General features: G+C 69.5%; 20 protein-coding genes. 3 read left to right on the forward strand and 17 right to left on the reverse strand.

The annotated features are described in order from the left end of the window. Positions 1 to 3: 3 nt before the first annotated feature. Complete coding sequence (locus DYE23_RS16110) at positions 4 to 2,016, reverse strand: primary-amine oxidase (protein WP_115327627.1); 2,013 nt, start codon at positions 2,014 to 2,016, stop codon at positions 4 to 6. Positions 2,017 to 2,069: 53 nt separating this feature from the next. Beyond that, positions 2,070 to 3,590: a carboxylesterase/lipase family protein gene (locus DYE23_RS16115; RefSeq protein WP_041800721.1), complete on the reverse strand. Its 1,521-nt coding sequence runs from the start codon at positions 3,588 to 3,590 to the stop codon at positions 2,070 to 2,072. A gap of 73 nt (positions 3,591 to 3,663) precedes the next feature. Between DYE23_RS16115 and DYE23_RS16120 the strand changes: the two genes are divergently transcribed. Further along, a complete protein-coding gene (locus DYE23_RS16120; protein WP_011894001.1) occupies positions 3,664 to 4,350 on the forward strand; it encodes a hypothetical protein in 687 nt (228 codons plus the stop codon). 6 nt (positions 4,351 to 4,356) lie between these two features. Here DYE23_RS16120 and DYE23_RS16125 read toward each other — a convergent pair whose 3' ends face one another. The 4 genes from DYE23_RS16125 to DYE23_RS16140 all read right to left on the reverse strand — a co-directional run bounded on the left by DYE23_RS16125 (position 4,357) and on the right by DYE23_RS16140 (position 7,386). Next, positions 4,357 to 4,971: a DUF3159 domain-containing protein gene (locus DYE23_RS16125; RefSeq protein WP_115327628.1), complete on the reverse strand. Its 615-nt coding sequence runs from the start codon at positions 4,969 to 4,971 to the stop codon at positions 4,357 to 4,359. 11 nt (positions 4,972 to 4,982) lie between these two features. Then, complete coding sequence (locus DYE23_RS16130; protein WP_011893999.1) at positions 4,983 to 5,693, reverse strand: hypothetical protein; 711 nt, start codon at positions 5,691 to 5,693, stop codon at positions 4,983 to 4,985. A 71-nt stretch (positions 5,694 to 5,764) separates the two neighbouring features. Continuing rightward, the gene (locus DYE23_RS16135) at positions 5,765 to 6,994 is read right to left on the reverse strand and encodes an alpha/beta hydrolase (protein WP_011893998.1); all 1,230 of its coding nucleotides are present in this window, start codon (positions 6,992 to 6,994) and stop codon (positions 5,765 to 5,767) included. Positions 6,995 to 7,035: 41 nt separating this feature from the next. Then, positions 7,036 to 7,386: a hypothetical protein gene (locus DYE23_RS16140; protein ID WP_013471525.1), complete on the reverse strand. Its 351-nt coding sequence runs from the start codon at positions 7,384 to 7,386 to the stop codon at positions 7,036 to 7,038. Between the two features lie 170 nt (positions 7,387 to 7,556). On the opposite strand from DYE23_RS16140, the gene DYE23_RS16145 reads away from it, so the two are divergent. Next, positions 7,557 to 7,892 (forward strand): RNA polymerase-binding protein RbpA, encoded by a 336-nt coding sequence (locus tag DYE23_RS16145; RefSeq protein WP_011893996.1) that lies wholly within the window; start codon positions 7,557 to 7,559, stop codon positions 7,890 to 7,892. A gap of 77 nt (positions 7,893 to 7,969) precedes the next feature. Here the strand turns inward: DYE23_RS16145 and DYE23_RS16150 are convergent, their stop codons facing one another. From DYE23_RS16150 to DYE23_RS16200, 11 genes are all read right to left on the reverse strand, one after another. Next, the gene (locus DYE23_RS16150) at positions 7,970 to 8,758 is read right to left on the reverse strand and encodes a polyprenol monophosphomannose synthase (RefSeq protein ID WP_115327629.1); all 789 of its coding nucleotides are present in this window, start codon (positions 8,756 to 8,758) and stop codon (positions 7,970 to 7,972) included. Then, on the reverse strand, positions 8,755 to 10,437 hold the full coding sequence (gene lnt, locus DYE23_RS16155) for an apolipoprotein N-acyltransferase (RefSeq protein WP_115328998.1): 1,683 nt from the start codon (positions 10,435 to 10,437) through the stop codon (positions 8,755 to 8,757). The genes DYE23_RS16150 and lnt overlap by 4 nt, the downstream gene beginning before the upstream one ends. Next, positions 10,430 to 11,965, reverse strand: a complete 1,536-nt coding sequence (locus DYE23_RS16160; protein ID WP_172527792.1) for an amidohydrolase — start codon at positions 11,963 to 11,965, stop codon at positions 10,430 to 10,432. The genes lnt and DYE23_RS16160 overlap by 8 nt, the downstream gene beginning before the upstream one ends. Positions 11,966 to 12,006: 41 nt before the next feature. Then, a complete protein-coding gene (locus tag DYE23_RS16165; RefSeq protein WP_115327631.1) occupies positions 12,007 to 12,516 on the reverse strand; it encodes an FxsA family protein in 510 nt (169 codons plus the stop codon). A 34-nt stretch (positions 12,517 to 12,550) separates the two neighbouring features. Further along, the gene (locus tag DYE23_RS16170) at positions 12,551 to 12,973 is read right to left on the reverse strand and encodes a PPOX class F420-dependent oxidoreductase (RefSeq protein ID WP_011893991.1); all 423 of its coding nucleotides are present in this window, start codon (positions 12,971 to 12,973) and stop codon (positions 12,551 to 12,553) included. 6 nt (positions 12,974 to 12,979) lie between these two features. Continuing rightward, a complete protein-coding gene (locus DYE23_RS16175) occupies positions 12,980 to 13,363 on the reverse strand; it encodes a PPOX class F420-dependent oxidoreductase (RefSeq protein ID WP_011893990.1) in 384 nt (127 codons plus the stop codon). A 22-nt stretch (positions 13,364 to 13,385) separates the two neighbouring features. Continuing rightward, on the reverse strand, positions 13,386 to 17,000 hold the full coding sequence (cobN, locus tag DYE23_RS16180) for a cobaltochelatase subunit CobN (protein ID WP_115328999.1): 3,615 nt from the start codon (positions 16,998 to 17,000) through the stop codon (positions 13,386 to 13,388). A gap of 294 nt (positions 17,001 to 17,294) precedes the next feature. Beyond that, positions 17,295 to 18,269 carry a glycine betaine ABC transporter substrate-binding protein gene (locus DYE23_RS16185; protein WP_013471517.1) on the reverse strand — a complete coding sequence of 325 codons (975 nt, stop codon included), beginning with the start codon at positions 18,267 to 18,269 and terminating at the stop codon, positions 17,295 to 17,297. Then, positions 18,269 to 18,979 carry an ABC transporter permease gene (locus DYE23_RS16190; RefSeq protein WP_172527926.1) on the reverse strand — a complete coding sequence of 237 codons (711 nt, stop codon included), beginning with the start codon at positions 18,977 to 18,979 and terminating at the stop codon, positions 18,269 to 18,271. Before DYE23_RS16190 ends, DYE23_RS16185 begins: the two co-directional genes overlap by 1 nt. A 95-nt stretch (positions 18,980 to 19,074) precedes the next feature. Then, positions 19,075 to 20,244, reverse strand: coding sequence for an ABC transporter ATP-binding protein (locus tag DYE23_RS16195; protein WP_013471516.1), 1,170 nt, complete (start codon positions 20,242 to 20,244; stop codon positions 19,075 to 19,077). Continuing rightward, positions 20,241 to 20,888, reverse strand: a complete 648-nt coding sequence (locus tag DYE23_RS16200) for an ABC transporter permease (RefSeq protein WP_115327632.1) — start codon at positions 20,886 to 20,888, stop codon at positions 20,241 to 20,243. Before DYE23_RS16200 ends, DYE23_RS16195 begins: the two co-directional genes overlap by 4 nt. A 179-nt stretch (positions 20,889 to 21,067) precedes the next feature. Between DYE23_RS16200 and DYE23_RS16205 the strand changes: the two genes are divergently transcribed. After that, positions 21,068 to 21,997, forward strand: a complete 930-nt coding sequence (locus DYE23_RS16205) for a TauD/TfdA dioxygenase family protein (RefSeq protein WP_115327633.1) — start codon at positions 21,068 to 21,070, stop codon at positions 21,995 to 21,997. Positions 21,998 to 22,020 lie beyond the last annotated feature (23 nt).

The raw sequence follows: 22,020 nt of genomic DNA on the forward strand, positions 1-22,020 counted from the left end.
CCATCAGTGGTGGGCGCTGGTCGTCGCGGTGTGACAGGAGTCCGGCGGCGTGCCGACGACGTCGAGTGCGGGGTTGCGGTCGAAGAACCCGAACGGCTTGAGCCAGAACGACACCACGTCGACGGGCATCACCGGCCAGTCCTCGGCGCGGGTGATGTGGTGGATACCGAACACGTACCACAGCACCACGTCGGTGTTCTCGATCGGGCGATCGGCGGCCGTCCAGCGTGCCAGACCGGTGTCACGGGCCGACTGGTTGACGAATTCACCTGCGGGCCAACGCTCGTCGGCCCGGTTGGGTGTCACCCACAGGGTGTGGGCGATGACGCCGGCACGGTCGAGGACCGGTGAGCCCGGCTCGAACATCGACGGAATCGCGCCGGTGGGCACGAGCTTGTAGGCCGGGTGCGCGCCGAGGCCGGTGGTCACGTTGGGGTTGACGACCTTCCATGCGCGCTGGGTCGCGAAGTTCACGTCCTGGCGCGCCTCCCACTCGGTGCGCAGTGGGGTGTTGCTGACCACCAGCGACAGGCCGTGCGGGTTGTCCGGGCCGATGGGCTCGGCGAACGATTCCGACATCACGACCGTGTTGTCGGTGCCGTCGATGTCCATGTCGAGGCGCGCGACCAGGAAATGCTGGTGAAACGGTGCGTACGTGCGCTCGTCGACCAGCGTGCCGTTGGGGTTGGCCGCGCCGACGGCCAGCGGCGTGGTCACCATGATGCCGGTGGCGCGGACCTCGCACTCGATGTTGCCGTCCTGATACAGGCGCCAGTAGACCAGGTACTCGTAGTTGGCGACGGTGACGTGGAACGAGATCGTGAGGCGGCGCATGCGGCGCACCTCGGCGCCGATGTCGTGGTCGACGTGCTTCCAGAGCACGGCGTTGTCTTCCTCGTGGATACAGATCGCGTTGGTGATGGTGTAGGGCTCGCCCTTGCTGTCGTGCAGGACGGCGTCGAGGTAGCGGATCTCGCCGAGGCAGTCGCAGCCGAGCTCCAGGGAGGTCGTCATGAAGCCCAGTCCCCACTCGCCGATGTCAAAAGCGGTGCGCCGGTAGTGATCCGGTGACGGATCCCGGTAGGGCACGATCATCTCGGCAAAGGACATGCGGTGGGCGACGGAGCGCTCGCGGTCCCCGTCGCGGTACCGCACGGTGTGCAGGGTCATGCCCTCGCGGTGGTTGAATCCGACACGCAGTGACCAGTTCTGCCACCGCAACAGGTTGCCGTCGAGGCTGAAGGACGGCCCGTCGGGTTGGGTGATGTGCAGCGGCTTGACCGGATCCCGCCGGCCGGCGGCGAGGATATGTCCGGGGATGTGGGCGGGGACGTACTCCCCCATCACCTCCGGCGGCGTCTCCCCCGTGCCGTCGGGACCGAACGGGCCCTCGTCCTCGATCCGTAACAGCTCCATCGAGTTCAGGTCGATCACGCAATGGAACCCGCTGACCAAGCGCGCGTACGGGTTCGCCCCGGGCGCCGCCTTGACCCAGCTGTCCGACCAGCCGATCCGGCGGTCCCGGTATTCGGGCGGCGCGACCGCGTCGCCGTAGGTCCAGGTATCGAAGAACACCAGCCCGATGTCGGTGATGCCGCGGCCGAGCAGCGCGGCGATGACCTCGGGATGTCCGCGCAGAAGCCGATCGCATTCGACGAATTCGTCGACGGTGAAGTTCGGCTGCACCCCGGGCACGTGCTCGAAGCTCTCGACGCGGTCGTCGGTCAGTGACACCACGCACTTGTAGGTGGCGTTGGCGGCGCGGTCGAAGCACACCGCCTCGGCCCGGCGCGCGGGACGCGGGCCGCCGCGTTCGAAGTCCGCCAACGCCGCTTTGGCCGGCTCGATCATCTCGATCGACGCGAACCGCCAGCCCGGTGCCGATCCGGTTTGGGCAGGCGCTGTTTCGACGTCGCGGTCACGCCGCAGGATCGCCGCGACGGCCGCGAACTCGGCGGCGCCGAGCGGGTCGAGGGGAAACGGTCCCGCGGGCGGCGAATCGTGGTGCTCGGACACGGATCAACGCAACCACATCGGCCGGACCGCGGCGGGGCGATTGCGCCATTTCGTCAGCGCGTGGCCAGGAAGAACCCTTCCCACGCCTGCCGCCGCTCCGAGTGCGGATCGAACTCGACGCGCCGGCGCCGGTCGAGCACCAGGACCGCGCGCTCGTCGCGGGTGTACTGCGGCCAGTCCCCGCCGGGAACGGCCCGCTCGGCGAAGCCCAGCCATCGCTTCTGCACATCGTCGGTGACCTTCTTGGCGCTGCGCGAGTCCAGACCCGCGGCCAGCAGCTTGCCGAAGCGTGACCGGTACACGTCGAACACCGCCAACAGTTCGGTGGCGTGGGTGGCTCCCATGCCGGACAGTCGCAGCGCCGCGGTGGCGTAGTCGTAGCGGTACACGTAGGTAGGCGCGAACGCCGAGTGGGCGTGCGCGATCTGCCACACCGCGGATCCGAAGATGAAGTCCCCGCCGAACGCCACGCAGGCGTCGACGGCCGGATACTTCGGATAGGCGGCCAGAACCCGTTGCCGCGCTTCGGGTTCCACCGCGGACAGCAACTGCTCGATGGCCTGCTCGTTGGTCGGCAGCAGCTTGAGGAAACGGGTGAACAGACGTCCCTCGTCGGCGTTCGTCCCGACGATCAACGGCACCGGATGCGCGCGTCCGCTGCGCATCGCCTCGACAGGGTCCTCGGGCAGGTACTCGGTGCCGTACGTCGGCCCGATCGCGAAGGCGCCCACAAGGTCCCGCTGTCCCTCGACGATCAACCGTTCCAGCGCGTCGACGAGATCGGCAGGACGTGCAGCCAGCAACGCGCGGGCCCCGTCCTTGCCGTCGGCACCGAGCTGCCGGGCGAAACGCTGCGCGTAGTCCGCGGCGATGTCGGCGTCGCTGATCATGCCGCTGGCCGGGCTCTGGGCGATCGCCTGGGCGAAGAGGCCTTCCGCCTCGGGGGTGGCCACCAGCGTGGAGACCGCGTGAGCGCCTGCGCTCTCCCCGAAGATCGTGACGTTGCCGGGATCGCCGCCGAACGCCGCGACGTTGTCGCGCACCCAGCGCAGCGCCATCACCAGGTCGCGCAGGAAGAGGTTGTCGTCGATGGGCGCCTCGGGTGTCGACAACGACGAGAGTTCCAGACAGCCCAGCGCACCGAGGCGGTAGTTCACCGAGATGTAGACGCAGCCTTTGCGGGCCAGCGACGCACCGTCGTAGACGGGGGTCGCCGAGCTGCCCAGCAGATAGCCGCCGCCGTGGATGAAGACCATCACCGGCAGCGGTCCGTCGGCGGCGCGCGCCTCGGCATCGGCCGGGGCCACCACGTTGAGCGTCAGGCAGTCCTCGCTCATCGGCTGGTACCTGCCCGGCGCGAGCAGCGTGTACATCCTCTGCTGCGGGGCGCAGGCACCGAATCCGTGGCAGTAGCGCACACCCGGCCACGGCTGGACGGGCCGGGGCGCCCGGTAACGCAGCGGACCCACCGGTGGGCGCGCGTACGGGATCGATCTCCACCGGTGGACACCGTCCCTGGTGAATCCTTCGACGGTGCCCGAGGCGATCTTCACCCGGACGGTGTGCTCATGCATTCTGCCGACGGTATCGAACTCCCGCCCGGCCTGCCTGACCATCGGATCCGTGTCGGCTCGCTAACCTGGCCGGGTGCGCATAGCTGGCCTGATCGCGGTAAGCGCCCTGGTGGCGGCCTGCTCGCAGTCCGTGGGGGGCCAGGCCGGGTCCCCGGATCCTGCGGGACCGACCGCGACAACCTCCCCCCCGACGTCCTCACCTGCACCGACGACCCCGTCGGGGGCGCCCGCGGCGTCGTCGTCGATCGATGACGTGGTCGACTGGATCGAGGGCGGCGCGCCCGCCGACGCCGCGTCGTTCCACGTCGCGTTCCGCGACGGGGTGACCACCCGACTCGGGGACGACATCGCCTTCGTCGCCGCGTCCGGCGCGCCGCACGGCACGACACAGTGCGTGACGGCCGCTGCCGCCGACGGCGCCCTCACCTGCCTGCTCGACCTGACGTCGCCGCCGCCGGCGCCCGCGCAGGCCGAGGGCATGTGGAAGCCAGGGTGGATCGAATTCTCCGGAACCGCACTGTCGGTCGGAGCGCTGCGCGGCGATCCGGGACCTTTCGGCAACGGCACCGGAGCAGAGCTGGGAACGGGGCGCTCCCTGACCTTCGGCGACAACCGCTGCCGCAGCGACGACACCGGGCTGTACTGCGTGAACTATGCACACCGCGCGGCCGTGCGCATCGCCGCCGACGGCGTGGTGCCGTTCGGCTGTCTCGCCGAGGCCGCGCCGCCACCGGAGACGGCGGTGCTGTTCCGCTGCTGACCCGCGCTATCGCGCCGCGTCGCGGGCCTTCTCCCGGGCCTTGCTCGGGTACGTCAGCGTCATTCCCGCCGCCCCGACGATCACGACCACCGGGATCACCGCTTTGGTCAGGTGCACCGTCGACGGGGACGTCGCCGCGATGTAGCCGAGGACCGCGATCATCGCGAACACCAGCGCCCACATCAGCGTCAGCACCTGGTTGGTGCGTCGGAACGCGGCTTCCTCCCAGTCCTGTCGCGTGGCACCGACAGGCGCGTACTGCGCCGTGAACGGCTCGAACGCCAGCGACGCGAGCGCCATCACCGCCAGCACGGCGCTCGACAGCGTCGTCGCGTAGGTGTCCATCCAGTCGAGGTCCTGCGCGCCGATGAACAGCCCCGCCACCGTCACCGCGGTGAAGAACACCACCGTGACGATGTCGAGGAGCCGCAGCCCGGCGAAGCCGACGGACACTCCCATGAGCAGGGTCGCGATGACCGCGCAGATCGCGCCGAACATCCAGGTGCTCGGTCCGTCGGCGACGACCCAGTAGATGATCCACGGGATGAACCCGACGAACGGACTGCGCTCGAACCACTCATCCACGCCGACAGCAATACCAGAGTCCTGCGCCCGCGACACCTCCGGGCCGTTCAGCCGAGCCGGAACGTTCCTGTGACCAGTGTCGGGGACACGGGGACGCCGTTGATGCTCGCGCGCGGCTGTCCCCCGGGCGGGAACTCGATCGGGCCGGCAGGCCCCAGTTTCCGTGTGTTGCGGACCTCGTTGCGCACGTCGAAATCACTGAGCTCGTCGAGGTTGAAGGGGTCGAAGTTGCGATCGCCCTGGGCGAACCCGCTGAACTGCACACCGGTGGCGGATCCGTCGGGCCGCACCACCCAGGACGCGCGCACCCCGTCAGATTCCGCGGTGTACATTCCGGCCACACCGGAGACCGACGCCGCGGTGAACGTGTACTGCACACCATCCATGCTGACCTCGCCGGTCAGGTCGGTGCCGTTGAAGTCGGCGGCCAGGGTGTCACGGAACCGGGACTTGAGGTCGATCACGCCGTCACTCTGGGTGCCGAAGAACCATGCCTCGTCGTCGGTGCCGTTGCAGGCATACGCGGCGACCTCGGCGCCGTCGACACTCACTCCGATCGTCATCGTCGCGCCGTCTGGGGCGGTCATGTCGGCCATGTAGCGCGCGGAGGCCGGAAACGGTGCAGCGGTGGAGGTTTCCGGCGCAGGCTCCGCCGGCGAGGACCCCTCCGGCGCGGAGTTACCCGTGCAGCCGGACAGCGCCACCAGGGCGACGAGCGCGCTGACGCCCGCGAGCAGGGTACGGGTGGGTTTTCTCATGAGCTCAGCATGATCCGCCGCAGGCCGGCATGCATGGAGATTGTATGGAGAACGCGTGGAGATCTGCGCGCTCACACCAGAAAAGCCGCCACCTCGGCGCAGAACACCTGCCACGCCGGTTCGGTCGCCGTCAGCAGATGGTTGTTGCTCGACAGCGCGACGAGCCGCGCGTCCGGTATCAGCGACGCCAACTCCTCGCCGTACCGCATCGGGACGCGGTGGTCGTCGCGGGAATGCAGCACCAGCGTCGGGCACTGAACCCGGGCGCAGAGGTCCCGGACGTCGATGCGGGCGAACTCCTCGAGGAAGTGCACCGCGTTCTCCGGGGACGTCGTGCGCCGCTGCAGCTGATCGAACGCCGCCCAGTCCGCACGCGTCCCGTCCGGCAGGAACTGCGCCGCGAAAACCTGCCGAAACGCCGGATCGTCGCGGCCCCATCCCACCCGGGCGAGCTCGAGATCCAGTGCGGCGGCGCGCTTCTCGTCGTCGCTGAGAGCCCGGACCGCGCGCCCGCGCGCGTAGGCCCCGCACAGCACCAGACGGCTCACCTTGTCCGGATGCCGTGCGGCGTAGGCCACCGCGACCGCACCGCCCTGCGACACCCCCATGAGGTGGAACCGATCCAGTCCGACCGCGTCGACGACCGTCTCGAGGTCGGCGACCCAGTCGTCGAAGGTGAAGTCGCCGACGTCCCAGTCCGACAGGCCGCAGCCGCGCTCGTCGTAGCGAATGAACCTGTAGCGCAACGACATCTCCCGCACCCCGTGCCGCCAGACGGGACTCTCGCTGTCATAACCCAGGTGCGTCATCCAGTTGGCCGCCTTCACCAGCGGCGGCCCGTCGCCCGACTCGGCGTAGGCGAGCCGCACCCCGTCGGCCGCGCGGGCGAAAGCGATGTGCTGGCGTGGCGTTTCACGCACCACGTGCTCGACGGACGCCTCGTCGGGCGTCGCGGAGTCCTCGCCGTGCAGCGTGCCGACGAACCGATAGCCGCGGCCGCGCACGGTGCGGATGTAGCGCTGCGCCTCCCCGTCGTCGCCCAGAGCCCGACGGACGGCCTTGATCCTGCTGGTGAGCGCCGCCTCCCCGACGAACCGGCCACCCCAGACGGTGTCGAACAACTCCTCCTTGCTGACACACCGATCGTGATGGCTCACCAGCTGGGTCAGCACGTCGAACACCTGGGGTTCGACCCGGATCACCGAGTCGCCCGCGCGCAGTTCGTAGCGCCCCAGATCGAGGACGTAGTCGTCCCAGCGCCATACCCGAGGCGAGGAGGAAAGCGCGTCAGCGCTGGTCACGCGCTAAGAGTACCGACAATCGGGCCTGAACGGCCTGTTGATCAGCGCCAGCCGTCGGCCGCGCGCGCCGCCTGCATCACCGCGTCGCACAGCTCACGAAGCTCCGCCCGGTCGGCGCCTTCGTCGAGCGCCGTGGCCATGTCCTCGGCGGCACAGCGGACCTGATAGACGCGGTCGGCCAGCACCGAGGCCTCCTCGGCCGACAGCACCACGGCATCCTCGGGCACCGATGTGCCCTTGACGAGCGCCCGCTGCTCGTAGGCCCGCTGCCGGCAGGACTGCCGGCAGTACTGACGGCGCCGTCCCATCCCCGCGTCGGCCACTTCCCGACCGCACCAACGGCAGGTCTGCGGGCGCCTTCGGGTGCCGGTGGACGGGCTCAGCGAGGTCACGAGCCCGACTGTAGACCGGGGTGCGGCGATATCCCGGTATCATCGTCGGTCGAGTCGGGAACTCTACTGAGCGTGATCACGTTGAACAGAGGTTGCTCCGCTTTCTGCGGAGCGGTCCCCCGATTCGCCTCCGGCGAAGCCGCGGACCGAGCATTACAGAGGAGTTGACGATGGCAGATCGTGTTTTGAGGGGCAGCCGCCTCGGAGCTGTGAGCTACGAGACCGACCGCAACCACGACCTGGCTCCGCGTCAGGTCGCGCGCTACCGCACCGAGAACGGCGAGGAGTTCGACGTCCCGTTCGCCGACGACGCCGAGATCCCCGGCACCTGGCTGTGCCGCAACGGCATGGAGGGCACCCTGATCGAGGGTGACGTGCCCGAGCCCAAGAAGGTGAAGCCGCCGCGCACCCACTGGGACATGCTGCTGGAGCGCCGGTCGATCGAAGAGCTCGAAGAGCTGCTCAAGGAGCGGCTGGAGATCGTCAAGACTCGGCGCCGCGGCTGAGCCGCGAAACAACAGGAGCGGCTGAGCCGCGAAACAGCAGAAGCGGCTGAGCCGCGAAGAAGGCTGAGCCGCGAGCCTCAGGGCGTGTTGCCGCGGGCGCGGTCGATGCGGGCGCGCATCCCCCACTGGGCGACCTTGATGATCGCCTCGCGGATGGTCGAGCCGTCCATCTTCGACACCCCGTGCTCGCGCTCGGTGAAGGTGATCGGCACCTCCACGACGGTGAAGCCCGCGTTGATCGAGCGCCAGGTCAGGTCTACCTGGAAGCCGTAACCCTTCGAGTCGACGGCCGCGAGATCGATCTTCTCCAGCACTTCGCGACGGTAGGCGCGGTACCCGGCGGTGATGTCGTGGATGTCGACGCCGAGCAGGATGCGTGAGTACGCGTTCGCGGTCCGCGACAGCACCATCCGCCGGCGAGGCCAGTTCCGCACGTCACCGCCCTCGACGTACCGCGACCCGATGACCACGTCGGCGCCGGCGTCGATCTCTGCGAGGAGGCGGTGCAGGTCCTCCGGGGCGTGGCTGCCGTCGGCGTCCATCTCCACGAGCACCGTGCACTCCCGGTTGAGGCCCCACGCGAACCCGGCCAGGTAGGCCGCGCCGAGTCCGTCCTTGGACGTGCGATGCATGACGTGGATCCGGTCCGGGTCACCGAGCGCCAGTTCGTCGGCCAGCTCACCGGTGCCGTCGGGGCTGCCGTCGTCGACGATCAGCACGTGCACGTCCGGGGCCGCGTCGTTCACCCTCGACACGATCGACAGCAGATTGTCGCGCTCGTTGTACGTCGGGATGATGACCAGGGTGCGGGCGCTGGGACGCCCGGCGGGCTCCTCCCGTCCGGTCACGCCACCGGGCACGCTCATGTGGCTCCTTCGCCGTCGTCACTGGTCGGTCTGCGCCTGCGCAATCTGCCGGGCAGGAAAGATCCATTGTGCAGTATGGCCCCGACCACACCCGAAACACCGAGCGCGATGAGCACCCCCTCGACGTACGGACCGAATCGCGTCGCGGGGGTCAGCGAGGTCTTCAGTCGCACCTGTTGATCGAGGTAGGCGGGTTCGAACCACCCGGTGCGGACGATCTCGTGCCCGTCGGGCGCGATCACGGCACTGATCCCGGTGGTGCCCGCGACCACGACGTAGCGGTCGTGTTCGACGGCCCTCAGCCGGCCGAACGCCAGTTGCTGTTCGCTCATCGCCTGATCGAACGTCGCGTTGTTGCTGGGCACGGCGAGCAACTGGGCGCCGTTGCGCACGGATTCGCGGGCGGCGCGGTCGAAGATGACCTCCCAGCACGTGGTGATGCCGACCGGGATGCCCGCGGCCTCGACCACGCCGTCGCCGTCTCCGGGTACGAAATATCCGGCGCGGTCGGCATACGACGACAGCTTGCTGAAGAAGCTGCGCCACGGCAGGTACTCACCGAACGGCTGCACGATCCGTTTGTCGTGGCGGTCGGAGGGACCGGTCTCGGGGTTCCACACGATGACGGTGTTGTTCGACACCGGGTTGTCGCGGCTGTAGCCGGGCGCGGCGACCACTCCGCCGACCAGGACGGGCGCGTCGATCGCCGCCGCAGCTCGGGAAATTTCTTGTGCGGCATCCGGGTTCGCGATCGGGTCGATGTCCGAGGAGTTCTCCGGCCACACCACCAGCATCGGTTGCGGGACCCGCCCGGCCCGCACGTCGTCGGCCAGCCGCAGCGTTTCGCGGACGTGGTTGTCGAGCACCGCACGCCGCTGGGCGTTGAATTCCAGGCCGAGCCGGGGCACGTTGCCCTGCACTGCGGCGACGGTGACCGGAGGTTCGTCCCCGGCACCGAGTCCGGCCTTGCGGACGTGCGGCCATGCCAACGTGGACGCCAGCAACACCACCGCGATGCACAGACCGGGCAGCACCACGGCCGGCGGGGTGGCCGCGCGGGTCGCCGCGTCGCGCCGCCACCAGTCGGCGATGCCGAGGACGAGGGCGCCCAGGCTGAACGCGAGAAGCACCAGCGCGAACGAGACCAGCGGGGCGCCGCCGACGTAGGCCAGTGGCAGCAGCGGGCTCTCGCTCTGCGAGAAGCCGACGACACCCCACGGGAAGCCGCCGAACGGGACCGTCGACTTGAGCCATTCCTGCGCCGACCACAGCCCGGCGAACCACAACGGCCAGCCGGGCAGCCGCCGGACCACGACAGCGAGCATGCCGAACAGCGCGCAGAACAACGCCTCGACGACACTGAGGGCCAGCCAGGGCACCGCTCCGACCAGTCCGCTGATCCAGGGCAGCAGCGGCACGTAGAACGCGAGGCCGAACAGCAGGCCGTAGCCGGCGCCGCCGGCGACGGTGGTCCGCTCGCGGGTGAGGACCCAGCCGAGCACCGCGAACGCCAGGATCGCGGTGTACCACCAGCCGAACGGCGGGAAGCTGACGCACAGCGCCAACCCCGCGACGATCGCCGCGGTCAGCCGAGGTAGGCGATCCACCACCGCCTGACCGAAACGTCGTGCGCGCGCCGGTCTTTCGGGGGCATCCGCGTCGGCGGCGGTCTCACCCATGGAGGACGGCACCTCGGTGCACGGTCTGCCTGCACCGCGGAAGCCCGTCGGTCAGGGCGGGCAGCACCGGGACCCGTGAGCGCGGGTCGGTCGACCATCGCTGCACCGCGTCGGTCGGGGCGCTGACCTCGAAGTCGTCGGCCTCCCACACCGCGTAGCTGGCGGGTGCGCCCGGAACGAGGGTGCCGGTCACGCCGTCGCGCACTCCCCCGGCGCGCCACGCGCCCCGGGTCGCCGCGGCGAACGCCGCCCGGGCCGAGATCGCGCTGCCCGGTGTGCGGTGCGCCGTGGCGGCACGCACCGCGTGCCACGGATTCATGTCGGTCACCGGGCTGTCCGAGCCGAAGGCGAGGGGCACGCCTTGGGATGCTAACAGCGCGAACGGGTTCAGCCCGGCGGCCCGTGTGACTCCCAGACGCCGCGCGTACATACCGTCCGGGCCACCCCACAGCGCGTCGAAAGCCGGCTGCATGCTGGCGACCACACCCCAGCTCCCGAGAAGGGCGGCCTGGTCGTCGGTGACCATCTCCAGATGCTCGAGCCGGTGGCCGCACCGCGCCACCGCTGCGACGCCGAACCGGTCGACGGCGATCTGCAGCGCGGCCACCACGGCGGCGGTGGCGGCGTCCCCGATCACGTGGAACCCGGCCGTCACGCCCGCCTCCGTGCACGCGTTCAGGTGTGCGGTGATCGCGTCGACGTCGAGATATACGTTGCCGGTCGGCGCGGGACAGTCCGCGCCGATGTCGGCATACGGGTCGCGCAGCCACGCGGTGCGCGAGCCGAGAGCGCCGTCGACGAACAGGTCACCGGCCAAGCCCCGCGCCCCGGTGGCCTCGATCAGCTCCCGGGCAGCCGCGGCGGTGCCGACGTGCTCACCCCAGTAGCCGACGATCTCGACTCCGTGATCGTGGGTGCGTAGCTCCAGCCAGTCGTCGAGCCCGCCGATCTCGGGGCCCGCGCATTCGTGCACGGCGACGATTCCGACTGCCGCGGCGGCGTCGAGGGCCGCCTGCCTGGCCTGCGCGCGCTGCGTGGCGGTCAGCTGCTCGCGGGCTGTCCTGCGGACCCGATGGTGTGCGTCGGCGATCAGCGGTTCGGTGTCGGTGACGCCTGCGGCTCGGCGCAGCGACGTCGACGCCGCGGCGGAGTGGACGTCGACACGGGCCAGGTACGCCGGCCGGGACCCGACGGCGGCGTCGATGTCGGCGGTGTCGGGCGGGGTCTGATCGGGCCAGCCGGCCTCGTCCCAGCCGTGGCCCCAGAGCACCCCGTCGGGGTGATCGGCGGCGAACTCGGCCAGCATCGCCAGGCAATGTCGCCGCGATGTCGCGGCCCGCAGGTCCAGGCCGGTCAGTGTCAGACCTGTGGCGGTCGTGTGCACGTGGCTGTCGACGAATGCGGGGGCGACGAACGCGCCGTCGAGATCGGCGACGTCGGCGTCCGGGAACTGCGCGCGGCCGACGTCGTCGCTGCCCACCCACGCCACGACACCGCCGCGCACCGCCATCGCGGTCGCGTCGGGCATGGCCGGACTGTGGATGCGGCCGCCCCGCAGAAGGGTGGTGTTCACTCCGGCGTGCGGGGAAGTTCCGGCCTCGGCGAGGGGACGCCACCATCGTGAACCGGGACGTCGTCGATCACCTCGACGACTTCACCGTCGATGTACTCCGCCCGTCCCGCGCGGCGGGTGGCGGCCGAACCGACGGTGCTGACGCCGACGATCAGCGGGGCGCGGCGGGCGGCGAGCGCGGTGACAAGGGGCCGCGCGGCGGCGCGGGTCGGCGGCAACAGCAACAGCGCACCGAAGACGGAACTGGCCAGGCCGGGGATCACGACGAGCACCGTACCGAGTGCGACGAGCACGCTGTCCGTCACCGCCCCCTGCGCGTCGGCGAGGGTCAGACCGGACCGCAGGCGGCGGAGGTGACGACGCAGCTGCGAGCCCGCCAGCGCCAGGCCGAGCACGAACGCGCCCGCCATCAGCAGAAGCGTCCAGCCGAAACCGATCGTCGAGACCAGGGCCACCAGGACGGCCAGCTCGATGACCGCGTAGAGCAGGAACAGTCGCATCGCCATAGTGTGCCAACGCACAGGCGACGGCGGCGGTTCCTCAGGTGCCCGGCTGCGGACCCGGCGCGGCCTCGACCTCGATCGCGGCGTGCACCTTGTCGACACCGCCACGCACGATGGCCTGCGGAATCCACCACCACGCGTGCCACCAGTAGCGCCGGGTGACCATGTCGAACACCCGCCGTGTCTCCGATTTGGGGAGATTGCGGGCGACGGCCTCGACCGGCTCGCCCTTGGGTTTGCCGAGTACGCCGCACTTCTGGATGGTGACGCGCGGTGTGTTGCGGATGCGTTTGGTCTTCCAGGAACCGTCGTCGGTGCTGATCAGCAACTTGTCGCCGTGCGGGACACCCCATACCGGGGTCGGCTTGGGGCGGCCGTCCTTGGTGAAGGTGGTCAGCAGCAGGTACTTCTCGGTGTACACATCGGTGAACGTGGGCCCCTGGTTCCCGGATTGCGTCATGGACCTCTATTTCACCGGTCTGATCTCGATCGAAACGTTCTTCTCCATCCCGCCGCGCAGCTTCGAGAAGAAGTTGAACGTCTTGCCCAGCAGCCCGTACCGCTTACCCAGCGCGTCGTAGGTCTTCGCGTTCATCGTCTTCGGCAGGATTGCCGCGGTGGCCTCGACGGCCTCACCCTTCGGCTTGCCGGCACGGTCGCACTCGGCGATGGTGACGCGCGGGGTGTTGCGGAGGCGCTTGACCTTCCAGGACTTCTCCTGGGTGATCGCGATCAGCGCCTCACCCGCCGGCGCGGCCCAGATCGCCGTCGGCTTCGGGCGGCCGTCCTTGGTGAACGTGGTCAGCAGGATGTACTCCGACTTGGCGACGTCGGCGAAGGTCACAGTCATGGGCCCAGGTTAGCGGGGCGGCTCACCCTTCGAGGTCGCCCTCGGTCTCCAGCAGCACCTGACGCAGGCCGTCGAGGGTGGCTTGTTCGGGCGCGGCCCACATACCGCGGCCGGCCGCCTCCAGGAGGCGTTCGGCCATGCCGTGTAGCGCCCACGGGTTGGACTCGTTCATGAACTTGCGGTTCTCGTCGTCGAGCACGTAGCTCTGCGAGAGCTGCTCGTACATCCAGTCGGCCATCACCCCCGCGGTGGCGTCGTAGCCGAAGAGGTAGTCGACCGTCGCGGCCATCTCGAACGCGCCCTTGTAGCCGTGCCTGCGCATCGCGTTGATCCAGCGCGGGTTGACGACGCGGGCGCGGAACACCCGGGTGGTCTCCTCGGACAGGGTGCGCGTGCGCACGGCGTCGGGCCTGGTGTTGTCGCCGATGTAGGCGGCCGGGTCCTTGCCGGTCAGCGCGCGCACCGTCGCCACCATGCCGCCGTGGTACTGGAAGTAGTCGTCGGAGTCGGCGATGTCGTGTTCGCGGGTGTCGGTGTTCTTGGCGGCCACCGCGATTCGCCGGTAGGCCCGGTTCATGTCGTCGGTGGCCGGTGCGCCGTCGAGACCGCGTCCGTAGGCGAAGCCACCCCACGCGGTGTACACCTGGGCCAGGTCGGCGTCGTCGCGCCAGTTGCGGCTGTCGATGAGCTGCAGCAGGCCTGCGCCGTACGTTCCGGGTTTGGAGCCGAAAATCCTTGTGGTGGCCCGTCGCCGGTCACCGTGCTCGGCCATGTCCACCTGTGCGTGCGCACGGACGTAGTTGTCCGTGTCCGGTTCGTCGAGGGCGGCGACCAGCTGCACCGCGTCGTCGAGCATCGCGACGACGTGCGGGAAGGCGTCGCGGAAGAACCCCGAGATGCGCACGGTGACGTCGATGCGCGGACGGCCCAGCTCCTCGAGGGAGATCGCCGCGAGGTCGACGACGCGCCGCGACGCATCGTCCCAGATCGGCCGGACGCCGAGCAGGGCGAGGACTTCGGCGATGTCGTCACCCGAGGTCCGCATTGCCGAGGTGCCCCACACCGACAACCCCACCGACTCGGGCCAGCGGCCGTAGTCGGCGCGGTAGCGGTCCAGCAGCGAATCCGCCATCGCCACACCGGTTTCCCAGGCCAGCCGGGACGGGACGGCCTTGGGGTCGACGGAGTAGAAGTTGCGGCCGGTCGGAAGCACGTTGACCAGACCGCGCAGCGGCGAACCGGACGGACCCGATTCGATGAACCGGCCGTCCAGCGCCCGCAGGATCTGGTCGATCTCGCGGGCCGTCCCGGCCAGCCGGGGGACGACCTCGGTGGCGGCGAACCGCAGGATCGCCGCGACGTCGGGATCGTCGGTGAGCGAATCGACGGTGCCGGCGTCCCAACCGGAAGCCTGCAGTGCCGCAACCAATTCGCGGGCACGGGCCTCGGCGTCGTCGACCGCGGCGCGTTCGACTCGCCCTTCCACGCCGTTCTCTATCAGGCCGAGCGCCTCCCGCAGACCCGGCACGGTCTGCTCCCCGCCGAACAGCTGACGGGCCCGCAGGATCGCCAGGACGAGGTCGAGTTGCGTTTCATCGCTGGGGGTTTCGCCGAGGATGTGCAGGCCGTCGCGGATCTGCACATCCTTGATCTCACACAGCCAGCCGTCCACGTGCAGCAGCATGTCGTCGAACGAGTCCTCGTCGGGCCGGTCCTCCAACCCGAGGTCGTGGTCCATCTTCGCCGCGCGCATCAGTGTCCAGATCTGCTGGCGGATCGCGGGCAGCTTGCCCGGATCGAGCGCGGAGATGTTGGCGTGCTCGTCGAGAAGTTGTTCCAGACGCGCGATGTCGCCGTAGGTCTCGGCGCGCGCCATGGGCGGGATCAGGTGGTCGACGAGGGTGGCGTGTGCGCGGCGTTTGGCCTGCGTCCCTTCCCCGGGATCATTGACCAGGAACGGATAGATCAGCGGTTGGTCGCCGAGTGCGGCGTCGGTGCCGCAGGCCGCGGACATGCCCAACGTCTTGCCGGGCAGCCATTCCAGGTTGCCGTGCTTGCCGAGGTGCACGATCGCATCGGCTTCAAATCCGTTGGAGAAGCCGCGATCGAGCCAGTGGTAGGCGGCCAGGTAGTGGTGGCTCGGCGGCAGGTCCGGGTCGTGATAGATCGCCACCGGGTTCTCGCCGAAACCACGCGGCGGCTGCACCATCAGCACCACGTTGCCCGAGTGCATCGCGGCGATCACGATCTCACCCTCTGGGTCGCGGCTGCGGTCGACGAACAGCTCGCCCGGCGGCGGACCCCAGTGTTCGGTCACCGCGTCGGTCAGCTCGGCGGGAAGTGTCGCGAACCAGGCGCGATAGTCCTTGGCGGACACCCGGATCGGATTGCCGGCCAGCTGGCCCTCGGTCAGCCATGCGGGGTCCTGACCGCCGCGTTCGATCATGGCGTGGATCAGCGCATCGCCATCGCCGGAGGCGATGATCGTGCCGAGGTCGCCCGCTTCCAGCCCGGGCACCTCGCCGACGTCGTAGCCGGCGTCGCTCATCGCCGTCAGCAACCTGATCGCGCTGGCGGGGGTGTCGAGGCCGACAGCGTTGCCGATGCGTGCGTGCTTGGTCGGGTAGGCCGAGAACACCAGCGCGACACGCTTGTCGGCCGGCGCGATGGACCGCAGCCGGGCATGGCGGACCGCGAGACCCGCGACCCGGGCGCACCGTTCCGGATCCGGGACATAGGAGATCAGTCCCTCGTCGTCGATCTCCTTGAACGAGAACGGAACCGTGATGAGCCGACCGTCGAACTCGGGCACCGCCACCTGGGTCGCGACATCGAGCGGGGAGAGCCCGTCGTCGTTGGACTCCCACTGGGCTTTCGAGCTGGTCAGGCACAGACCCTGCAGAATCGGCACGTCGAGCGCGGCGAGGTGGGCGACATTCCAGGCGTCGTCGGCACCGCCGGCGCCGACGGCGGCCGGGGTGGCACCGCCGGCTGCGAGCACCGTGGTGATCAAGGCATCAGCGGTGCCGAGCAGTTCGATCAGCGCGTCGTCAGCGGTGCGCAGCGATGCGCAGAACACCGGAAGCGGTTGTGCGCCGGCGCTTTCGATCGCCTCGCACAGCGCCTCGATGTAGCGGGTGTTGCCGGCCAGGTGCTGCGCCCGGTAGTACAGCACCGCCACGGTCGGTCCGCCGGCGACGACGCCGGGCCGCTCGAGGACTCCCCACGTGGGCGTGGTGACCGGTTCGGCGAACCCGAAGCCGGTCATCAGCAGCGTGTCGGACAGGAACGCGTGCAGGTTGGCGAGGTTCGCGGTGCCGCCCTGCGCGAGGTAGATGTGGGTCTGCAGCGCCACGCCGGCCGGTGTCGTCGAGTGGGCCATCAGGTCGGCGTCCGGGGACTGCTCGCCGCTGACCACCACGGCCGGCACCCCGCGCGCCACGACGGCGTCGATACCGTCCTCCCACGCGCGGTAGCCGCCGAGGATCCGTACGACCACGATGTCGGCGTCGCGCAGCAGCTCGTCGAGCTCGCCGTCGACCAGCCGGGCCGGGTTCGCCCACCGGTAGGCCGCCCCGCTCTCCCGTGCGGTGATCAGGTCCGTGTCGGACGTGGACAGCAGCAGGACGGTCGGCATCCGGGTCGCGGCGACGGGTTCAGGCACCCCCCATTCGTACCGGACCCGGCGTCAGCCGTTCCAGCGGGCGTACCAGGTCTGCCCGTACGGCATTCCGATGGCCGCGATGAGAAGCAGGACCACTGCGGCGATGACGATGAGTGTGAGCATTGGAGTACCTCCGAGTCGGCGGACCGACGGGCTGTTCAGCGCGGTCCGATGCCTTCAAACGGTACCGCCGGTACCGCCTTTATCGGACGTTCTGTGCGGGACGGGACTGTCCGCACGGCGAAGTGACGACCGTCACAGCGGCGCTCACTCGGCGGTGACGAAGCCCTGCGACACCATCCAGTCGCGCGCGACGACACTCGGGTCGCGGCCGTCGACGTCGACCTGCTTGTTCATCTCGGTGATTGCCTCATTGGTCAGCGCGGCGGTCACGGGTGCGGTCACCTCGGCGACCTCGGGATGGGCCTCGAAGAACTCCCGCTTCATAGTCACCGACGGGTTGTAGTGGGCGAAGAACTGCTTGTCGTCGGTCAGCACGGTCAGGTCCAGCGCCGAGATCCGGCCGTCGGTGGTGAAGACCTCGCCGAAATCGCATTCGGTGCCGTCGGCCGTGGCCTGGTAGATGATCCCCACCTGCAGGATCGGGGTCTGCGCGCGCGCCGGGTCGAAGCCGTACGCGGCCGCCATGCCGGGGAAGCCGTCCTGCCGGGCGCGGAACTCGGTGTCGACGCAGGTGCGCGCGGCCGCGGGATCCCGCATCACCAGTGCGGCGTAGTCGGACAGCGTCCGCACCCCCGTGCGTTCGATGGTCTGCGCGCTGGCGGCCAACGCATAGGTGTCGTCCATCGGGCCCGGTTCCAGCCACACCATGTCGTTGCGCTCAAGGTCCTCGTCGCGGACGGCCTCGTACTGCTCCCGCGTGTCCGGGATCGGCTTCTCGTGGCCGAGGTAGTTGATCCACGCGTTGCCGGTGAACTCGTAGGCGATGTCGACCTGCCCGGAAAGCTGTGCCTCCCTTGTGCTTCGGGAGCCGACGATGCCGGTGAGGTCACGGACGTCGGCACCGGCGGCAGCCAGGGTGAACTGCAGGATGTAGCCCATGATGACCTGCTCGGTGTACTCCTTGGAGCCGACGGTGATCTTCAGCCCCTCCAGCCCCGGTGTCGGCTGGATCGTGCCCGGGCCCACCCGCAGCGGAACCGCACTGCCCGAACCGAGCCCGCACGCCGACAACGTCAGCGTCACCACCGCCAGCAGGGCGAGCACCGCGCGCCGCGTCATCAGCGCAACCCCTTCGGGCTGAGGAAGAACTCGGCCAGCCCGCCGAGCCAGTCGACCAGCAGCGCCAGGCACACCGCGAGCACGCTGCCCAGGATCAGGGTGACGTTGTCCTGGAGCTTGTAGCCGGTGTCGATGAGGATCCCGAGCCCACCGGCGTTGACGAGGAACGACAGCGTCGCGGTGCCGACCGCCAGCACCAGCGACGTGCGAAGTCCCGCCAGGATGTACGGCACCGCCAGTGGCAACTCGACGCGCAGCAGCAGAGACCGGCGGGACATCCCCTGCCCGAGACCGGCGTCGAGCAGCGACCGGTCGACCTGGTCGATACCGAGGATGGTGCTCGACAGCACCGGCAGCAGTGAGTACAGCGCGATCGGCAGCACCCCGATCCAGAACCCGGTCTGGGCGGTCAGCAGGAACAGCAGCACGAGCAGGCCGATGGCGGGTGCGGCCTGCCCGACGTTGGCGATCCCGACGAACAGGGGCCGCAACACCTTCGCGCCGGGCCGGGTCACGAGCACGCCGAGGGGAATGCCGATTGCCAGCACGATCGCGGTGACGGCGGCGGTGATGAGCAGGTGCTGCCAGATCAGCGTCGCGACGTCGCCCGGGTTGATGTTCTCCAGCTGGGTCGCGGTCAACTGCCGGTTGAACGCCCAGAAAATGACCGCGCCGGCGACGACCAGCACCAGCACGGGCTGGATGAGCAGCCTGAGCCGTTCTGCGGTCGTCGTACCGGACGGGTCACCCGTCCCGGGAGACTCGCGGTCGGTGGACGGCTCGGCGGAAACCTCTGCGGTGGCGGTCAACTCGGGTCTCCCGCACCGGTGGACGCCTCGGCTTCGGCGCGAAGCCTGGTGATGGTGTCGATGAGGGTGTCGAGGGTGACCACACCTTCGTAGCGGTTGTTCGGCCCCGCGACGACCGCCGATGCGTGCTGCTCGGCCAGGATCGCCTCCAGCGCGTCTTCCAACGTCGAGTACGTGCTTACGACGTCGAGTTTCTCCACCGCGTCGGCCAGCGCGCCGGCGTGCCGCAGGCGACTCTCGCGGACCCAGTTGACGGGCCGGTCGCGGTCGTCGAGCACCACGGCCCAGTCGTGGTCGCTGGCGCCGATCACCGCGCGCGCCTGCTCGACGCTGTCGCCGCGGTGCACCGAGGGCCGGGGTTCGAGGGCGACGTCCTTCACGCGCAGCAGACCGAGCTGCTGCAGTGAGGCTCCGGAACCGACGAAGCCGGCCACGGTGTCGTCGGCCGGGCTGGCGAGGATGTTCTGCGGGGTGTCGTACTGCAGCACCTTGGACTGCTGGCCGAGGACGGCGATGCGGTCCCCCAGCTTCACGGCCTCCCCGAAGTCGTGGGTGACGAACACGATGGTCTTGCGCAGTTCGTTCTGCAGCCGGAGCAACTCATCCTGCAGTGTGCTGCGGGTGATCGGGTCCACGGCGCCGAACGGCTCGTCCATCAGCAGCACCGGTGGATCGGCGGCCAGCGCCCGCGCCACCCCGACGCGCTGCTGCTGGCCGCCGGAGAGCTGCCGCGGATAGCGCTCGGCGTACTGGGCGGGTTCCAGACCGACGAGATCGAGCAGCTCGTCGACCCGGTCGCCGATCCGCTTGCGGTCCCAGCCCAGCAGACCCGGGACCAGGCCGACGTTCTGCCGGATCGTCATGTGTGGAAAGAGGCCGGCCTGCTGGATCGCATACCCGATGGAGCGGCGCAGCTCGGTGGGCTTGATCGACAACGCGTCCTTGTCGCCGATCAGGATCCGGCCCGAGGTCGGCTCGCTGAGTCGGTTGATCATCCGCATCGTGGTGGTCTTGCCGCACCCGGACGGGCCGACGAAGATCACGATCTCACCGGCCGGGATCTCCAGCGAGACGTCGTCGACCGCGGGTTGTTTCGCGCCGGGATAGACCTTCGACACGTGGTCGAGTTCGATGCGCACTCCGGTAGGTGCGGCTTGCTCTGTCACCGAATGCCTTTCGACGTCGTGAGCCGCCCGAGGAGCACCAGGGCGGCATCGAGGAGGAGTGCCAGGATCACGATGAGCAACGTGCCGCTCAGCGCCATCGGAAGCGCGGTCGGGCTGCCGACCCGAGCCAGACCGGCGAAGATCAGGTTGCCCAGGCCGGGGCCCTTGACGTAGGCCGCGATCGCCAGCACGCCCATCGACATCTGCGTCGACAGCCGCATCGCCGACAGGATGGCCGGCCACACGAGCCGCAGTTCGACCCGGCCCAGCGTCTGCAACCGGCTCAGCCCGATGCCCCGCGCCGCGTCGGTCAGCGCCGGGTCGACGGCGTTGAGGCCCACGATCGTGTTGCGGATGATCGGGAGCAGCGAATAGAGCACCAGCGCGGCCACGCTGGGGATCACCCCGAGACCTAACAGCGGGATCAGCAGACCGAGCAGCGCGAAGGACGGCACCGTCAGGATCACGCTCGACGTCGCGGTCGCCAGATTGGCCGCCAGGGAGTTGCGGTAGGTCAGCACCCCGATGGCCACACCGATGACGGTCGCGAGGAGCACGCTCTGAACCACCGCGCTGACGTGCTGATAGGAGTCGAAAGCCAGTTGCTGATAGTGGGTGGAGACGTAATCCCACAACGAGTTCACGGCTTGGCTTCCCCTCAGTCGTCAGCGCAGATTGGCAGGCAACGCCGCGTTGACGGCTGGTGGTACCCGATCGTGAACTCGCCGAAACGGCACCCCTTCCATTCCCGCTGAGTCAAAGGGTGTGCCCCGGGCCCGGTGAGCGGCACGCTGGGCGCGCTGAAGTTCGTCAAGGAGGACAGATGTCATCACCGGATGTGGTCAAACTCGGCGCCGCCATCGGGGCCCGCATCGACGGCGTCGACCTGGCGCGCGGTATCGACGCCGGCACCGCCGCGCAGATCAACGCCGCACTCCTCGAGCACAAGGTGATCTTCTTCCGCGGTCAGCACGATCTCGACGACGACGGCCAGCTGGAGTTCGCCCGCGCCCTGGGCACCCCGACCACCGCGCACCCCACCGTCACGTCGCGGGGCGCCAAGGTGCTGCCCATCGATTCGCGCTACGACAAGGCCGACAGCTGGCACACCGACGTCACGTTCGCCGACCGCATCCCGAAGGCCTCGCTGCTGCGGGCGGTCACGCTGCCTGCCTACGGGGGCACCACGGCGTGGGCGTCCACCGAGGCGGCCTATGACCGGCTCCCCGCCCCGCTGCGCGCCCTGACCGAGAACCTGTGGGCGGTGCACACCAACACCTACGACTACGCCGCGGACGCCGACGCCCGGCTTGTGCCGCTCGCCGATACCGAGCGTCAGTACCGCGAGGAATTCGTCTCCGACTACTACGAGACCGAACACCCGGTGGTGCGCGTGCATCCCGAGACCGGACGCAAGGTCCTGCTGCTCGGGCATTTCGTGAAGCACTTCGTCGGCCTGGGTCAGGCGGAGTCGACCGCGTTGCTGCAGCTGCTGCAGAACCGGGTCACCAAGCTGGAGAACACGATCCGGTGGAGCTGGGAACTGGGTGACATCGCCGTGTGGGACAACCGCGCCACCCAGCACTACGCCGTGTCCGACTACGACGACCAGTTCCGGCGCCTGAGCCGGGTGACCCTGGCCGGCGACATCCCCGTCGACGTGTACGGCCGGCGCAGCCGGGTCATCGCCGGGGACGCCTCGACCTACTCCCAGGTGGTCGTGCCCCTCAAGCTGGCCGGCCTCGCGAGCTGACGCCCTTCGCGGGCGGCGAGTAC

Source organism: Mycolicibacterium gilvum (assembly GCF_900454025.1).
In the GTDB taxonomy this organism is placed as follows: Bacteria; Actinomycetota; Actinomycetes; order Mycobacteriales; family Mycobacteriaceae; genus Mycobacterium; species Mycobacterium gilvum.

Bases quoted from the DNA above. Each gene is read 5' to 3' on its own strand.
- DYE23_RS16115 (WP_041800721.1), bottom strand. From the start codon at position 3,590: ATGCATGAGCACACCGTCCGGGTGAAGATCGCCTCGGGCACCGTCGAA.
- lnt (WP_115328998.1), bottom strand. From the start codon at position 10,437: ATGGGTGAGACCGCCGCCGACGCGGATGCCCCCGAAAGACCGGCGCGC.
- DYE23_RS16145 (WP_011893996.1), top strand. From the start codon at position 7,557: ATGGCAGATCGTGTTTTGAGGGGCAGCCGCCTCGGAGCTGTGAGCTAC.
- cobN (WP_115328999.1), bottom strand. From the start codon at position 17,000: ATGCCGACCGTCCTGCTGCTGTCCACGTCCGACACGGACCTGATCACC.
- DYE23_RS16150 (WP_115327629.1), bottom strand. From the start codon at position 8,758: ATGAGCGTGCCCGGTGGCGTGACCGGACGGGAGGAGCCCGCCGGGCGT.
- DYE23_RS16130 (WP_011893999.1), bottom strand. From the start codon at position 5,693: ATGAGAAAACCCACCCGTACCCTGCTCGCGGGCGTCAGCGCGCTCGTC.
- DYE23_RS16160 (WP_172527792.1), bottom strand. From the start codon at position 11,965: ATGCCCGACGCGACCGCGATGGCGGTGCGCGGCGGTGTCGTGGCGTGG.
- DYE23_RS16175 (WP_011893990.1), bottom strand. From the start codon at position 13,363: ATGACTGTGACCTTCGCCGACGTCGCCAAGTCGGAGTACATCCTGCTG.
- DYE23_RS16165 (WP_115327631.1), bottom strand. From the start codon at position 12,516: ATGGCGATGCGACTGTTCCTGCTCTACGCGGTCATCGAGCTGGCCGTC.
- DYE23_RS16170 (WP_011893991.1), bottom strand. From the start codon at position 12,973: ATGACGCAATCCGGGAACCAGGGGCCCACGTTCACCGATGTGTACACC.
- DYE23_RS16205 (WP_115327633.1), top strand. From the start codon at position 21,068: ATGTCATCACCGGATGTGGTCAAACTCGGCGCCGCCATCGGGGCCCGC.
- DYE23_RS16185 (WP_013471517.1), bottom strand. From the start codon at position 18,269: ATGACGCGGCGCGCGGTGCTCGCCCTGCTGGCGGTGGTGACGCTGACG.